The organism is [Flexibacter] sp. ATCC 35208 (genome assembly GCF_001975825.1).
Classification (GTDB): domain Bacteria; phylum Bacteroidota; class Bacteroidia; order Chitinophagales; family Chitinophagaceae; genus Chitinophaga.
Genome location: NZ_MTKN01000042.1, coordinates 61,118 through 75,251, shown reverse-complemented (window position 1 = coordinate 75,251; position 14,134 = coordinate 61,118). Strand labels below are relative to the sequence as shown.

The window sequence follows — 14,134 nt, the reverse complement described above, 5'->3', positions numbered from 1 at the left end:
GGATAATTCAATACACCTCAGACGGGAACTATTACTAGCAAAATGACTCGGCTTTAGATTTTGTAAAAACAACATTATTATAATAGTATACACATCTCTTGAAAAGCTGTTGCTATTATTTACACACTATTTTAATTGAAGCTAAGGAAAGGATCGAACGAAAAAAATTGTTGGATTGAATATAGTAATGTAAATTAAATACTTGCTAGCGCTTTATGGAAAATGTGGATATGAACAATTACTAACGCTGTTCTCAAAACAACCTAATTACTTAATAATCTATATTATTTGGTTCGAAAACGCTTCGCGACAGGGCACGTAAAGGCCTTATAAATGATTTGTTAGACATTCTATATCGCAAGTGTTAGATTTTCATGTTTTCAATTCGGATCAAATCCTAATTTACAGGAGACATTGCTATTCATCAAAATGATTAACTCCAATGTTTTCCCGATAATAACGCATACATCACTACATTTTCAATTTAGGTCGTATGTTATAGCCAAATTTTGGATCATTCGATCTAAATTGTAAAATAAACTCTACTTCCTTTTGATTAACCTCCTGTTGAGTAGCCGACACAGATTCCCAAAGAATTTCTTTTCGTATTGTAAAATCCCGCCTCTCCTCTCTTGTAAAATCGCTTACAATTAGAGGGATATTTGGACTACCGAAGTAATTAATATTGTCCGTAACATCCTGACCTATGTATATTTTACCATTAGGATATGTGATTTTGTAAACAATTTTAAAAACAAGTGATTCAGAATATTCCATAAATAATCTATTTAAGTGTTACTAATGACTAATATTACATAAATTAACTTTAGAATATCCATAAATAACACTAAACCCAATGGAAGCAACCAAAATTTCCAGTCAAAAGACTAAAAATTGAGGCAATCATTTATGTACTGCAGCAAGCAAATATATCCATCACATCAAAGGAGATTGTTTACAAGATTGAAAAGCAGCAATTATAAGAGTTCAATGACTCATCTATAGGCCTGCCAGCCACTCAGGTAATTAGGAGAGTTTCAGGCGCGGGCCATAAGGAGGTGTTTAATAAATCGCCTGAAGTTTTGATTAAACATATTCCTATTTCGGAGGATCGTCTTATGGGGCTAACCTGGAATTCAAAGCGCTAGAAAGAAACCTGTTCTCCATAAAACAACTGAAGGTATTAAACTAGCACCTGCAATTGAAAATTAATCCGGATTTGGTTTTGAGGAATGGTTATTCCATCCAGACCTTCTGTATGATGGCTGCCAGGTCTTTTGCTAATCAGGTTTCGATAAATATTGCATATTGTAAGACAAAGATCTGGGATCATAAAAAACGCAACCATTCAATGAGACAATAAATCAGCCGTATCGAACAAATTCCATTTTCCCCGGCCGGCAGCACTTACAAACAGGGAATAATACATAATGAAGAAGTTGTAATTTAACCCGACAGCAACTCGTTAGTTATTCCCATTTCAAATGATCGCAATCTATTTCAGAGGAGGCCAGCACCGAATCATTACATTCCATGAATGTGTGAATGATACAACGATTTTATATTATTACGTAACACTTTCAATTAAATATTCATTGACCTTTATATGGGTTCAGGATAATCCACGAAAGATGTTACCCAGGCTCAGGCTATAGGCCTTCTGGACAATTATTATTGTGCTACGACCTGTAGTGTTAATTTCTTCTAATAAAATATATCAAATTAAATCTACCAGATCATGGGTAAAAAAAAGCGCATTTTAAAGGAAAAGCTGACTAATGCTGTAAAGAAAGTATTAATAGCTTATAATGTTTCTCTTATTAGTGAAATTACAAAAGCCGTTGAAAAATCCATCAATCAGATTGTAAGTAAAACTAAAAAGAAAATAAAAACCAGTAAGAAACCGGTTGTTGCCATAAATTAATATTACAGTTATCATATTCACCTTTCTAAATAAATACTATGTTTTACGACGGTTATCATTTTTGGGGAATGCACCTGGTATGGTGGTTGGTGTGGATGATTTTTATCTTCTGGATATTCGCTATTCCTTACAATATTCCCGGACAGCGAATGAAGAGAGAGGCGCCACTCGATATTTTAAAAAGGCGGTTTGCACTTGGTCAAATTAATAATGATGAATATCAGGAAAAGAAGAAAATACTGGAAAATGATTCTTCAAAGTTGTCCTGAAAAGTTATTCAATATAAATTAGCAACCCCTGTTTACAACCATATCATGACCGGCACTGCCAGGATTATTTCACTGTACAAATATTGTTAAATAACGGGTCATATGCCTAATAACAAATTGTCAAATAAATGCATAAACACAAAAATATTCCTGATGCCAGAGAAATGAATAAAGGGGAAATTCATTTCATTGTAGAAATCATTGAGTATATGCCCAACTCGGTTCTAAACAAAATTATTATAAAGAAAAATACTGGCAATATAACAGTCTCTGCCTTTGCAGCAGGAGAAGAACTGGTAGAGAAAACGCTTCCTTTTGATAACTATATTCAAATAATAGACGGTGCTGCTGCAATTACCATTGATAATAAACTATACAAATTAACCCAGGGACAGGGAATTATTATCCCCGCGCACTCCACACATTGCTTTAATGCTGATGAACAGTTTAAAATGATTTCGACAATTATTAAAAGCGGTTATGAAGACTAAACCCGTGTTCGCCGCAAGTATGCTTTAAAATTCAAACATCAGGTTACCGTAGGTGGGTATTCTCACAAGAATTTGGCCTGTCATTTGTGACTTATAAGTGTCAATAAGCCAACATAACTTATACACATTGAGACTATACATCAAATACATGGTTAGCATCCGTTGTAAGATGGTTGTTAAAGAAGCATTTAAAGAATTAGGTCTTCACTATGTAACTGTTAACTTAGGAGAAGTGAATGTATTGGAAGAAATCACTCCAAAGCAAAGGGATAAACTAAGGGTAATTCTGTTAAGATCAAAGCTCGAACTGATAGACGACAAAAGAGCTATTCTGATTGAAAGTATAAAGAATGTAATTATTGAAATGGTTCACTATGCTGACGACTTGCCTAAAACAAACTTCTCTGATTATTTAAGTAAAAAGTTAGACTATAACTATACCTATCTGGCAAATATTTTCTCTGAAACCCAGGGGACTACTATAGAGCATTTCATAATAATGCATAAAATAGAGAGAGTAAAAGAATTGATTATTTACGACGAACTTAACCTCTCTGAAATAGCTTACAAACTCCATTATAGCAGTGTCTCACACCTATCCCATCAGTTTAAAAAAATAACAGGCTTAACCCCTACCTATTTTAAAACACTGAAAAACAAAAAGCTTAACCTGCTCGAAAATTTATAAAAAGCTTTTCCAGACATAAATGCAGAATAAACAAACTTCAGGAATGAGACCCGGACATGTGAATTATACAAGTTAATTCTATAATAGTATAATTATTAAGGGACACAATTTCGCGACCTTTACTACACCATACATTTGTTTTCACAAAGAAATAAAATAAGCATACAATGAAAAGCAAGAATTTTTTTTCAATGTTAATTTTCGTTGTAATTTTTGGAACTGGTGTGGCAATCGCTTACGCTATGAACCCCCAGTTGGGTATAGTAGAAAGTGAAGGGATTGCTATAGCTGCATTCATCATTGGCCTGGCTGTTTCTTCCTCCATTAAGATTGCAGATCCATGGGATAAAGCTGTCGTATTAAGACTCGGCCAATTTCGTTCGCTCAAAGGTCCCGGCTTATTTTTTATTATTCCAATATTAGATACTATCCCTTACTGGGTTGATACACGTGTGATCACCACCTCATTTAAAGCAGAAAAAACACTTACAAAAGATACCGTGCCGGTAGACGTGGATGCAGTACTATTCTGGAAAGTATTGGACCCACAGAAAGCTGCGCTGGAAGTAGCAGATTACATGCTCGCTATCAATTGGGCTGCCCAAACCGCGTTGCGTGATGTGATCGGAAAAACGATGCTTTCAGATATGCTGGAAGGAAGGGACAAAATTAGCAACATACTTCAGAAAATTATTGATGAACGAACTGAACCCTGGGGAATACATGTGAATTCCGTAGAAGTAAAAGATGTTTTAATTCCACCTGCATTGGAAAATGCAATGTCTATGCAGGCACAGGCAGAAAGGGAAAGACAGGCAAGAGTAATACTCGGGGATTCTGAAAGACAGGTGGCCGAGAAATTTGGAGAAGCTGCGCTGACCTATGCCAATAACCCGGTAGCATTACATTTAAGAGCGATGAATATGCTATATGAAGGATTGAAACAAAATTCAACCATCGTTATTGTGCCCAGTTCAGCAATAGATACGATGCAATTAGGAAGTATGGCAGGCTTAACTGCGTTAACAATGGGTATCGGACAGGATAAACTGAATAAAGGGAGTAGCGAAAATGGAACGCTCCAACAATCAAAATTGTAAGGAGGCTGTATACTGATATCAAAAAAATGACAATCATGCAAATTAATATAAGTAGCCTGATAGGCTATCACCTGGAAGCCACAGATGGTGAAATGGGAAAAGTAACAGCGTTTTATTTCGATGATGTCACCTGGACGATTCGTTATCTGGTTGTTGAAACCGGCAACTGGTTGTCTGGCCGAAAAGTACTGATATCACCCGACGCCATCCTTAAAGAGTCCGGCAAAACCGGTTCGTTTACGGTAAATCTTACAAAATCCCAGGTAAGCAACAGCCCGGCTATTGATACAGAGAAACCTGTATCGCAGCAGCAGGAAGCCGAATTATTCAACCATTACCCCTGGCCAAATTACTGGGAGGGTGGATTTTCTTCAAGTGGTGTTTGGGGGATACTCGCCCCTACTTCTTCAACAAATATTATCCATGAGACAGATACAGACCATCCTCTTCTATCAGCAGATAGCAATACACACTTACACAGTACAAAAGTGGTTGCAGGGTATAATATTCATGCAACAGATGGCGATATCGGTCATGTAAAAGATTTTATAATAGAGGATCACACCTGGAAAGTAATATTCTTTGTAGTGGATACACATAATTTTTTCCCCGGAAAAAAAGTGTTGTTGCCTGTCAGTAATATTCAGGAGGTACAATGGAATGACTCCAAAGTGAAAATAAACATTACACAGGAGGAAGTTAAAAATTGCAGATTATTTGATATAGCAGAATTTACCCAATGGTAAAGAGTACTGATGAAAAATAAAATAACCATAATGGACCATATACCTATCCGAACCGTTACCGAAAGCCGGACATCACCACTCCGGCTTTCCCCTCTACAAATTCAACCGCCCTTGCTCCGTCTCCGTCGCACCACTCCTTTCCCTCGCCGGCATCACCTTCTTCCCGAATTTATAATACACACTTACGACCCCTCTCCTGCTATCATATCTGCTATACCCATACGATTTTAACACATTTGCATTCATTGATAGCCTATACCCCGCATCATGAAAAATATCATTCACTCCTACCTTCACATCCAGTTTACCCGATAAAAAACTCCTGGATAGCCTTACCTGATCCCACATACAATGAAGGGAATGGAAGAAATACTTCCACCCCTTTCATTTGCACGTGTGCATAAATCTTATATTGTATCTATGCAGGCAATCACGGCAATACATGGCAACACGATTGAACTTGAAGATGTACAATTGCCGATAGGGAGTAATTATAAGGAAGAATTTATAAAGAGAATTGAGCGCTAAACGGGAAACAAGTATAATAAAAAGAGCGAGTATCAAAAGAAAGATACTCGCTCTTTTTATTCGGATACCTAATGGAGCCAGGTTTTCATTTATGCGATTCTAAGAGGTTTTATTTACAACCTCTTTTCATTACACTAACAATACCTCACTATTCTGGAATATGATAATATTTACATACAGCAGTATAATCGTTATAATCAGGATGAGCGGCCTCCTTGCCTCCGGAAACACCGCCAGGTATAATCACATACCGATACTGCAACAATGTACTCAACGCAATACTGTTACTATTATCATGTGTAAAACGCGTAACAAGTATTTTATTTAACATGGGCGTATATGAAATTGTATTAGGTTTTCCACCAGCGTTACTGGTATAAGGCAAGACGAAGGTGCCTCCACCATAGGTAAAATATACGATTACCGTTCCTGAGTTAAGAATGGTAGTGGACAGGCTGGGTGCTGCTACGTATCCCACTTTCAATGAAGAATTATCAATTGTTGAATCATTGAAGTTAGTAGCATATTTCCAGGTGGAATAGATCACATTAGCAGTACCTGCCGGCCCTGCAGGACCCTGTGGGCCTGCGGGGCCTTGCAATGATAAGGCAGAACCCCATGCTCCGGCTGCTTTAGGACCATATAAATTATAGGTAGATTTATCCAGGTAATAATCGCCGTTATTCCCTACACTATTAGCAGGAGCACCTGTACCACTGAGTATCCTGCTGCCGGCGGCACCCGTTGCGCCGGTAGCTCCCGTTGCCCCTGTTGCGCCCTTCAAAATAATAGGTGTTCCCCAACCATTGGCTGTCTTAGGACCATAAAATTCTGAAGTGGAAAGATTCAGATAAAAATCACCAATATCACCAATGGTGGTTTCCGGTGTACTACTCCCGCTATAAATCTTACTGCCGGCAGGACCAGCCACCCCCTGTGCCCCTGTAGCACCTGTTTCCCCTTGTGGTCCAACCGGGCCCTGATCTCCTTTTTTACAACCTGCCCATACCAGGATCATAAAAGAAATAAACATAATTACATGTAATAACCGCTTCATGCTAAGTGTGTTTTATTTTTTGATTGAAGTTGAATTGTATTCGTTTGGAGTCATAACAAACCTGCACTTAGCTTTGCGAGCTAAATGGTAGTTTACGTGATCATTTGCCTGAGAAAATAATCCGGGGTATTATTTATACTATCTCATAAAAATCTCTCACTAAAGGATATTACAAGACAATAAACAGTACATAGTACCGCTACAGTAAGTGCTTACTTTTCTGAGGCTACCACAACCAAATCCAGGTTTGTTTTTCTTTTTTAGAGTAACAAATAGTTTCGATAATACTAATCATAAAATTCAGGTGCTTCACCCTGAGTTTCCAGTTAGTAAAATTAAAAATAGTAAAAAAATAGTACCTGCCTAAATACTAAACAATTATTCGCTTAACTGGCCGTTTTTTGCTGATAACCGGCAGGAATTATTTAATAACAGCGCCAATAATTTAACAGGACAGTCTTTAGCCTGCTGCACCATAAACTTACATTTCATAAAGGCAAATTAACTACTCGTCAAGAAAGTTTCTACTTCATTGCACACCAAACTAGTTTAGGGCTCATAATCACAAAACAATGATGAGTCCAGATAAATTTACACATACCTGTATGCTGCTGTTATTGCCAATATATCTCTTTGCCCAGGGCAGGGTGACAGGGAAAGTGACTGATGGAAATATCCCTTTAGCAGGCGTAAACATAACCATCTTAACTACAGACATTAACTATATTACAAACGCCCAAACGGACTCGCTCGGCATTTATACATTCCAGCACAAAAATTACGACAGCGTCCTCTTACATTTTTCTCTAATGGGCTATGCAAACAAAATGTATTCTGTAAAGACCTCTACATCGTTGCAAACAATAATCCTGACACCTACATCATTTACCATGGATGCCATTACTATCACAGGTAAACGTTCACCATATAATATCAAACCCGGTATCACCACCGTCGATCTTTCTGCTGCTTCTACAGGATCTGATGGCACGCTCTTAAACACACTTGGCAAAATCCCCGGTGTACTCATCCTCAACAATGGCACCATCCTACTCAATGGCCAGACAGGCGCCAACGTGATGATAAACGGTAAACCAACTTACCTCACCGGAGAAAATCTTGTTAACCTGCTACGCTCCATCCCCGCAAATTCCGTTGATAAAATAGACCTGGTATCACACCCTTCTGCCGCCTACGATGCCGCTGGTACATCCGGATTTATCAACATCCAACAAAAACAAAAAACAAAAAACGGCCTGCAGCTGAATATAGCTTCAAATATCGAAGCAGGTATTTATACCCGTCAAAACCAAAGCTTCTCTGCCCGGTTCCAACATAAACACTTCACTATTTACTCCGACTATTCATTCTATAAAGGCACGGACTTCATGTTAGTCAGCTCTTCCCGCCAGTACGCTAAAACGGATCTTAACCTGAACATGCAGGCCCAACGAAAATTTGCCAACAGCTCCCAATATTTTAAATCAGGTATTGACTACCAATGCTCAGATCGGCTGAGCATCAACACCTATCTATCCACGAATTGGTTTAAACGCAACAAGAACGAACTGGCAATATCTGATTTCTACCATGGCCTGCCTGCCAGTGACTCTACGCTTCACACTGTCAATCAACAACACACCCAACAAACAAATTTATCCGCAGGTGCGAACTTCGCATACAAATTCAACTCAAAAATTAAATGGGAAAACACCTTCAACATCCTTCATTTCTTACAAGACGATCAATCGGACCAAAACAGTAAAATGAACCATGGCAATACCGATGTATTAAAAGGGATCATGACTAATAATATCAATATTTACACCTTTCAATCAGATATGTATATTATCGTCTCCGATGATCTTACCATCCAGTCAGGCATTAAAACGACTGCCATCAATATCAAAAGCAATGCTCAATACAACTCACCTCAATCAGGACAGGATGAAAAGTTGAGTAGTAGTTTCCATTACCAGGAAAATGTATATGCCGGCTACATGCAGACAGATAAAAAATGGACTCCCCGATTCTCCACTGCGGCCGGCTTACGTTTTGAATATACCAACACCGCATCACCCACTCTCTTCCGCCGCTCTTACGCCCAATTATTTCCGACCCTTTCAGCAGAATATCAAATCAATGACGATCAAGTATTAGCATGCTTATACAGCAGAAGAATCGCAAGACCTAACTATCGGGATCTGAATCCATTCACAGAAGTAAACGACCGCTATCTCCAGGAAAAAGGTAACACCCGTCTACAACCAACACTCATCAACAATATGGAATTATCATGGCTCCTGCGATCACAATATGTATTTAGCATCCTTTATACGATACAGGATAATCCCATCACCAAAAGCTACCTTACCGAAACAGGCAGCCAAACCACCATTGTAATGCCACTCAACCTGGGACGTAGCCATGCCATAAGTATCAAGGCAGGCATGAATAACCTGAAACCCACCACCTGGTGGACCACCCACCTGAACGTGAGCCTTGCCTACAGAACATTTTACTGGTCGGAATTTAACACACCCTACAACAATTATTTATTTACACCCACAGCACAGGTCAGCAATCAATTTACCCTTTCCCACCAGTGGATGATAGAAGCCACGGGCTATTTCAATGGAAAAATGGCGGAGGGACAGGCTATTATCGGAGAAATGGGGGCCCTGTCTTTAGGTCTCAGGAAAAATTTGCTGGAAAATAAACTGTCGATATATCTTTATGCCAATGATATCTTCCTGACAACCGGGCAGCATATCCAATTAAATAACAGCGTACTGTCGGGCGCATATAGAGAACGACGTGACAGCCGTATGGCAGGCATCACTTTATCCTGGCACCTGAATGCGGGTAACCTGACTAAAATAACTGATAAAAAATCCAACTGGGAAGAAAGTAAAAGAATGAATTAATAACTTGAATCCACGTAAACAATGACTGCATACAAAAAAATATCTTTGAATCGCATATATCCCACCTTATGGGGAGTAATGATGTACAACGTTCTTAGAGCGATCACCGACTTATCTCACAACGGTCCTTTCTGGGATGGCAACCTGCTGCTACATATAGTGGGCCTGTTCTTTTCTATACTTTTCTGCTACGGCTACAATCATCTATGGGAACGCCGCTTATGCACTGCCGACGGAAGTCATTCATTTGCCAGGGACTATCTCTATACTTCATTAGAACTATTTGTTTCGCTGAATATACTATTATTGATAGGCCAGCTGACCGGCGTTTTATTTATGGGTGCCGGCTGGATCGATTATATGTTAATCAACGCCACCTATCTACCGCTGCTATTAATCTTCTATACCTTAATACGCAATAACATTATCAGCAGGAACATCCACACAAATTTGCTGACATTGGAAAAACTGAAACTTGAAAAAAAAGAAGCAGAACTCAACTTCCTGAAGGCACAGTACCATCCTCATTTTCTTTTCAATGCCCTTAATACCATTTATTTTCAGGTGGATGAAAGCAATGAGGAAGCAAGAGAAACCATTGAACAACTATCAGGACTATTGCGATATCAGCTGTACGACGTTAATCATCGCACGGTATTCAAACAGGAAATTGATTATATCCGGGCATACATATCTTTTGAACAGATCCGCAAAACGAATAAATTATCTGTAAACCTGGATATTGACCCATCCTTGCAGGAGCAGCAGGTACATCCGCTATTGTTCCAACCCCTGATTGAAAACGCGTTCAAGTATGTATCCGGCGCTTATAGTATAGACGTTTCCCTGAAACTAATCGATAACCAGGTAAACTGTATCATTCACAATTCTATTTCTGAGCGGATAGCGACGGTAAATAAAAAAGGAAACGGTATCGGATTAGAAAATCTGAGACGCAGACTGGAACTGCTCTATCCGGGCAAACACAGTCTGCATACCCGGAAAGCTGATAGTTCCTTTACAGCTTCACTCACCTTCAAATTATAGAGACATGGAAATAAAATGTATCATTACAGACGATGAACCAGTAGCACGCAAGGGTTTGAAAAGCTATATAGAGAAAGTACCTTTCCTCTCTTTACAGGCAGAGTGCGAATCATCTTTTGAGCTAAATACTATTCTCAAAAACAGTCAACCAGATGTTGTTTTTTTAGATATTGAAATGCCAGAGCTTTCCGGCATAGAATATCTTTCAACCATAACCCATCCTCCTAAAATCATCATTGTATCTGCTTATGAACAATACGCATTGCAAGGGTATGAACTTGAAGTATTTGACTACTTATTAAAACCAGTTTCCTTCAACCGCTTCCTCAAGTCCGTGAACAGACTACATGATCAACTTGTAAAGACGCAGACGGCAACTGATCATATCTTTATCAAAACGGATAAAAAAACAAAAAAAGTATTGCTGAAAGATATACTGTTTATAGAAGGTAAGGAGAATTATATAATGATATATACCCACAATTCTAAAGAAATAGTGTACTGCACATTAAGGATGATGGAAGATAACTTACCGCAGGGACAGTTTGTATCAATACACCGGTCATACATTGTCAATATAGCATATATTGAAGCGATAGAGGGCAACCAGCTGGAAGTGGGTTCATATAAAATCCCTATTGCACGGAATTTGAAAGAGAATATATACAAGCAATATATTGAACAAAATCTTGTAACGAGGGCGAATAAGAAAAAGTGAGGTAGATTAGAATTTTCTTCAATTCATGAGCGCCTCAATAAAAGAAACCTCCTTAAGCTTACAAAGGATTTGATAATAATACCCATACTGATCACTGTGGGTTTATACTTACTGAACGGATACAGATTCAGGAAGAGCGGAAAAATTGGAGCTACACCACCATGAGTAAACTTTCACCTGCTAACCAGTTTCGGGGTTTTCATCCCAAATGATATTGTATTGTCTGGCTCACCTAACAAATTTAACAAAAAATAGCTATTTAAGCCAATAAATACCCATCCATAAACTAGTAAATGCCATTTTTTACCATTTAATCACAATTTAAATAAATAATACCTATCTTCATGATTCATTGACCAGATAGTAACATGCTTATAGAATTCAAGTTCAAAAATATATTTTCATTTAAAGACGAGGCCACCTTACTTATGTCTGCAGTGAAGTCATTTAAAGAACTTTCAGATAAAAATTTAATAGTAACTAACCGGGGATTTGATTTATTAAAAGCGGCGGCAGTCTATGGCGCAAACAGTAGCGGAAAGAGTAATTTTGTTTTTGCCTTTGGATTGTTTGATCACATCATTTTCAATTCTTTTAGAGATTCATTGGCAAAAGAAGGTGATAGAAGACCCGCATACAATCAATTTCGCCTGAACACAGCTTCTATGAAAGAAAACTCAATGTTTGAAATTTCTTTCATACACGATCAATATATATATAGATATGGATTTGAAATTTTCGGTTATACTATAAAGAAAGAATGGCTTTACAGAAAGCAGGAACGTGAGATACTACTGTTTAACAGGGATCTTCAGGAATTTGAAATCAATAAAGAATCTTTTGCTGAGGCACAGAAATATAAAGATGAAGTCAATGAAAATGTATTGCTCCTGTCACACCTGGCACAATACAACCAACCAGTAACTAAACATATAATCGGATGGTTCCTGAATACTATCGGGATTGATGGCTTAAAAGATAATCCTGTTGAATATACCGCAAATCTTCTAAGGCGTGATGAAAACTTTAGAGTATGGGCTGCAACTATTCTGAAATACCTGGAGATTTCCAATATTGAAGCTGGCGAAAAAGATGGAGAGATTATTACTTACCATAAAAGATACGACGAGAATAATCTCCTGGTTGACTCCATACCCTTCGATGTGCATATTGAATCTGTAGGTACCAGAAAGTTAATTGGCCTGCTTGGTCCTATATATTTTACTTTGCGTAATGGAGGAGTAATATTTATAGACGAACTTGATTCAAAATTACATCCCAATCTTACCCGTAAATTGGTAACTTTATTTCAGGAACTCAATTTGAATAACGCCCAAATTATCTTTACAGCTCAAGATGTAACCTTGTTAGATAAGAATCTTTTACGCAGGGACCAGGTCTGGTTCATAGAGAAAAATCAGTTTGGTGTGTCTGAACTATACTCAATGTCAGAATTTAGCTCAGATGTTGTGCGCAACACATCTGATTTTGCAGCTAAATATCTCAATAATGTTTTTGGCGCTGCTGACACACTGGAACTCACGACGAAGATAAAAGACCTTTTGTATGGGAGCTAAATCAGGCAAAAAAACGCCTGCATATCAAAGAGTACAAGGGAACAGGCAAGCTAAAGAAAAAAAAGGTCGCACTTTATCATTTAGTCTTAGAGAAGTTCTTCCTCATGTCGAACCTGGGCAAACAGCAAAAGAGTGGGAAGAAGAAGGTTTGCTATCTTTATTATATGAACAGATCAGATACATTTCCCAATTCACCTGTCAGGAGGCTTTGCAAAATGGTTGTATTAAGAGGTACACCAAAGTAGGCTATCCTCCTAACTCTGAGTATAAAAAGCCGCAGCATATTAATGCAGAAACATGGGCTGTAATGCATATTACGAAAAATAGTAAACAAGTAGTAGCAGGGTATATTCAAGACGACGTCTTTTTTATTGTCTTCTTAGATAAAGAACACCAGTTCTGGCCAATGGCAGGTAAATAGATTAGAATATACCAACGCCGGAGATTGAATCTCCGGCGTTATTGTTTAATACTGTTAATATCCCTTTATACTCAAAGCCCTTACTGACACACCGGCGTTACCACCAACAATGTCAATGGTACCTGCCGATATTTCTTAAACACATCAAAATTCAGTTCAGCAGGTAAATCCTGGAAAAACCTTTCATCTGCCTGCAAAGACACATTATCCTTCTTGATCTTGAAAAATATCTTACTCCACTCTTTTGTCACAGCCACATCCTCATTCTTGTCAAACAGCTCCCCTATCGTGGTACCAGCGCCATATCCTGATGCTGTAGTCACTTTAGCTGAATTTGTTGACAACCGCTGCACCTTACCTCCATTGATATCTGAAGTTTCCATCAGCAGGTAAGAGCTATCTTTCAATATAGCCTTTACATAATACCATTTCCCCTTCTCATAATCCGTATTGGTAGTATCTACCTTCGCAGGAGCTAGTGTTTTAATTACTTCGCTGATACTACATAAGGAAGTAGTCCCTAAAAGCTTGTCTGTGATGACAAGTCCCTCTTTATTAACAAGTTTCTTACTCTGAGTGCTTGTGCAGGCAGTAAAACATAACGTGGAGAGGGCGAAATAATAGAATAATTTCATAGTTCT

Annotated in this window: 16 protein-coding genes; 12 read left to right on the top strand and 4 right to left on the bottom strand. The window is 38.2% G+C overall.

All coding sequences use genetic code 11. The features are described 5' to 3' along the window. Positions 1-471 precede the first annotated feature (471 nt). Positions 472-777 carry a hypothetical protein gene (locus BW716_RS23495; protein ID WP_083726604.1) on the bottom strand — a complete coding sequence of 102 codons (306 nt, stop codon included), beginning with the start codon at positions 775-777 and terminating at the stop codon, positions 472-474. Positions 778-1,738: 961 nt separating this feature from the next. Here BW716_RS23495 and BW716_RS23490 point away from each other — a divergent pair. From BW716_RS23490 to BW716_RS23465, 6 genes are all read left to right on the top strand, one after another. After that, a complete protein-coding gene (locus BW716_RS23490; RefSeq protein WP_083726602.1) occupies positions 1,739-1,924 on the top strand; it encodes a hypothetical protein in 186 nt (61 codons plus the stop codon). A gap of 38 nt (positions 1,925-1,962) precedes the next feature. Then, on the top strand, positions 1,963-2,193 hold the full coding sequence (locus BW716_RS23485) for an SHOCT domain-containing protein (RefSeq protein ID WP_083726600.1): 231 nt from the start codon (positions 1,963-1,965) through the stop codon (positions 2,191-2,193). A 128-nt stretch (positions 2,194-2,321) separates the two neighbouring features. Further along, on the top strand, positions 2,322-2,684 hold the full coding sequence (locus tag BW716_RS23480; protein ID WP_083726598.1) for a cupin domain-containing protein: 363 nt from the start codon (positions 2,322-2,324) through the stop codon (positions 2,682-2,684). 169 nt (positions 2,685-2,853) lie between these two features. Beyond that, positions 2,854-3,372: an AraC family transcriptional regulator gene (locus BW716_RS23475; protein WP_235643933.1), complete on the top strand. Its 519-nt coding sequence runs from the start codon at positions 2,854-2,856 to the stop codon at positions 3,370-3,372. 191 nt (positions 3,373-3,563) lie between these two features. Continuing rightward, positions 3,564-4,472: a slipin family protein gene (locus BW716_RS23470; RefSeq protein WP_220388817.1), complete on the top strand. Its 909-nt coding sequence runs from the start codon at positions 3,564-3,566 to the stop codon at positions 4,470-4,472. Between the two features lie 35 nt (positions 4,473-4,507). Further along, positions 4,508-5,218 (top strand): PRC-barrel domain-containing protein, encoded by a 711-nt coding sequence (locus tag BW716_RS23465; RefSeq protein WP_179091239.1) that lies wholly within the window; start codon positions 4,508-4,510, stop codon positions 5,216-5,218. 93 nt (positions 5,219-5,311) lie between these two features. Here BW716_RS23465 and BW716_RS23460 read toward each other — a convergent pair whose 3' ends face one another. Next, positions 5,312-5,566: a hypothetical protein gene (locus BW716_RS23460; protein ID WP_083726592.1), complete on the bottom strand. Its 255-nt coding sequence runs from the start codon at positions 5,564-5,566 to the stop codon at positions 5,312-5,314. 12 nt (positions 5,567-5,578) lie between these two features. Between BW716_RS23460 and BW716_RS23455 the strand changes: the two genes are divergently transcribed. Then, a complete protein-coding gene (locus BW716_RS23455) occupies positions 5,579-5,746 on the top strand; it encodes a LytTR family DNA-binding domain-containing protein (RefSeq protein ID WP_179091238.1) in 168 nt (55 codons plus the stop codon). 148 nt (positions 5,747-5,894) lie between these two features. Here the strand turns inward: BW716_RS23455 and BW716_RS23450 are convergent, their stop codons facing one another. After that, positions 5,895-6,803, bottom strand: coding sequence for a collagen-like protein (locus BW716_RS23450; RefSeq protein WP_083726588.1), 909 nt, complete (start codon positions 6,801-6,803; stop codon positions 5,895-5,897). 572 nt (positions 6,804-7,375) lie between these two features. Between BW716_RS23450 and BW716_RS23445 the strand changes: the two genes are divergently transcribed. The 5 genes from BW716_RS23445 to BW716_RS23425 all read left to right on the top strand — a co-directional run bounded on the left by BW716_RS23445 (position 7,376) and on the right by BW716_RS23425 (position 13,493). Beyond that, entirely contained in the window at positions 7,376-9,730 is a 2,355-nt protein-coding gene (locus BW716_RS23445) for a TonB-dependent receptor (protein WP_083726586.1), read from the top strand. Positions 9,731-9,775: 45 nt separating this feature from the next. Further along, entirely contained in the window at positions 9,776-10,777 is a 1,002-nt protein-coding gene (locus BW716_RS23440; RefSeq protein WP_179091237.1) for a sensor histidine kinase, read from the top strand. Positions 10,778-10,781: 4 nt separating this feature from the next. Continuing rightward, positions 10,782-11,495 carry a LytTR family DNA-binding domain-containing protein gene (locus BW716_RS23435; RefSeq protein ID WP_083726582.1) on the top strand — a complete coding sequence of 238 codons (714 nt, stop codon included), beginning with the start codon at positions 10,782-10,784 and terminating at the stop codon, positions 11,493-11,495. Between the two features lie 368 nt (positions 11,496-11,863). Next, positions 11,864-13,072 (top strand): ATP/GTP-binding protein, encoded by a 1,209-nt coding sequence (locus tag BW716_RS23430; RefSeq protein WP_083726580.1) that lies wholly within the window; start codon positions 11,864-11,866, stop codon positions 13,070-13,072. Next, positions 13,062-13,493, top strand: a complete 432-nt coding sequence (locus BW716_RS23425; RefSeq protein ID WP_083726578.1) for a hypothetical protein — start codon at positions 13,062-13,064, stop codon at positions 13,491-13,493. The genes BW716_RS23430 and BW716_RS23425 overlap by 11 nt, the downstream gene beginning before the upstream one ends. Positions 13,494-13,573: 80 nt before the next feature. Here the strand turns inward: BW716_RS23425 and BW716_RS23420 are convergent, their stop codons facing one another. Then, the gene (locus tag BW716_RS23420; protein WP_083726576.1) at positions 13,574-14,128 is read right to left on the bottom strand and encodes a hypothetical protein; all 555 of its coding nucleotides are present in this window, start codon (positions 14,126-14,128) and stop codon (positions 13,574-13,576) included. Positions 14,129-14,134: the final 6 nt, after the last annotated feature.

Coding starts and splice junctions, on each gene's coding strand:
- BW716_RS23480 (WP_083726598.1), top strand. CDS start 2,322: ATGCATAAACACAAAAATATTCCTGATGCCAGAGAAATGAATAAAGGG.
- BW716_RS23445 (WP_083726586.1), top strand. CDS start 7,376: ATGATGAGTCCAGATAAATTTACACATACCTGTATGCTGCTGTTATTG.
- BW716_RS23485 (WP_083726600.1), top strand. CDS start 1,963: ATGTTTTACGACGGTTATCATTTTTGGGGAATGCACCTGGTATGGTGG.
- BW716_RS23420 (WP_083726576.1), bottom strand. CDS start 14,128: ATGAAATTATTCTATTATTTCGCCCTCTCCACGTTATGTTTTACTGCC.
- BW716_RS23435 (WP_083726582.1), top strand. CDS start 10,782: ATGGAAATAAAATGTATCATTACAGACGATGAACCAGTAGCACGCAAG.
- BW716_RS23460 (WP_083726592.1), bottom strand. CDS start 5,566: ATGTGGGATCAGGTAAGGCTATCCAGGAGTTTTTTATCGGGTAAACTG.
- BW716_RS23475 (WP_235643933.1), top strand. CDS start 2,854: ATGGTTGTTAAAGAAGCATTTAAAGAATTAGGTCTTCACTATGTAACT.
- BW716_RS23430 (WP_083726580.1), top strand. CDS start 11,864: ATGCTTATAGAATTCAAGTTCAAAAATATATTTTCATTTAAAGACGAG.
- BW716_RS23450 (WP_083726588.1), bottom strand. CDS start 6,803: ATGAAGCGGTTATTACATGTAATTATGTTTATTTCTTTTATGATCCTG.
- BW716_RS23470 (WP_220388817.1), top strand. CDS start 3,564: ATGTTAATTTTCGTTGTAATTTTTGGAACTGGTGTGGCAATCGCTTAC.
- BW716_RS23490 (WP_083726602.1), top strand. CDS start 1,739: ATGGGTAAAAAAAAGCGCATTTTAAAGGAAAAGCTGACTAATGCTGTA.
- BW716_RS23455 (WP_179091238.1), top strand. CDS start 5,579: ATGGAAGAAATACTTCCACCCCTTTCATTTGCACGTGTGCATAAATCT.
- BW716_RS23495 (WP_083726604.1), bottom strand. CDS start 777: ATGGAATATTCTGAATCACTTGTTTTTAAAATTGTTTACAAAATCACA.
- BW716_RS23465 (WP_179091239.1), top strand. CDS start 4,508: ATGCAAATTAATATAAGTAGCCTGATAGGCTATCACCTGGAAGCCACA.
- BW716_RS23425 (WP_083726578.1), top strand. CDS start 13,062: ATGGGAGCTAAATCAGGCAAAAAAACGCCTGCATATCAAAGAGTACAA.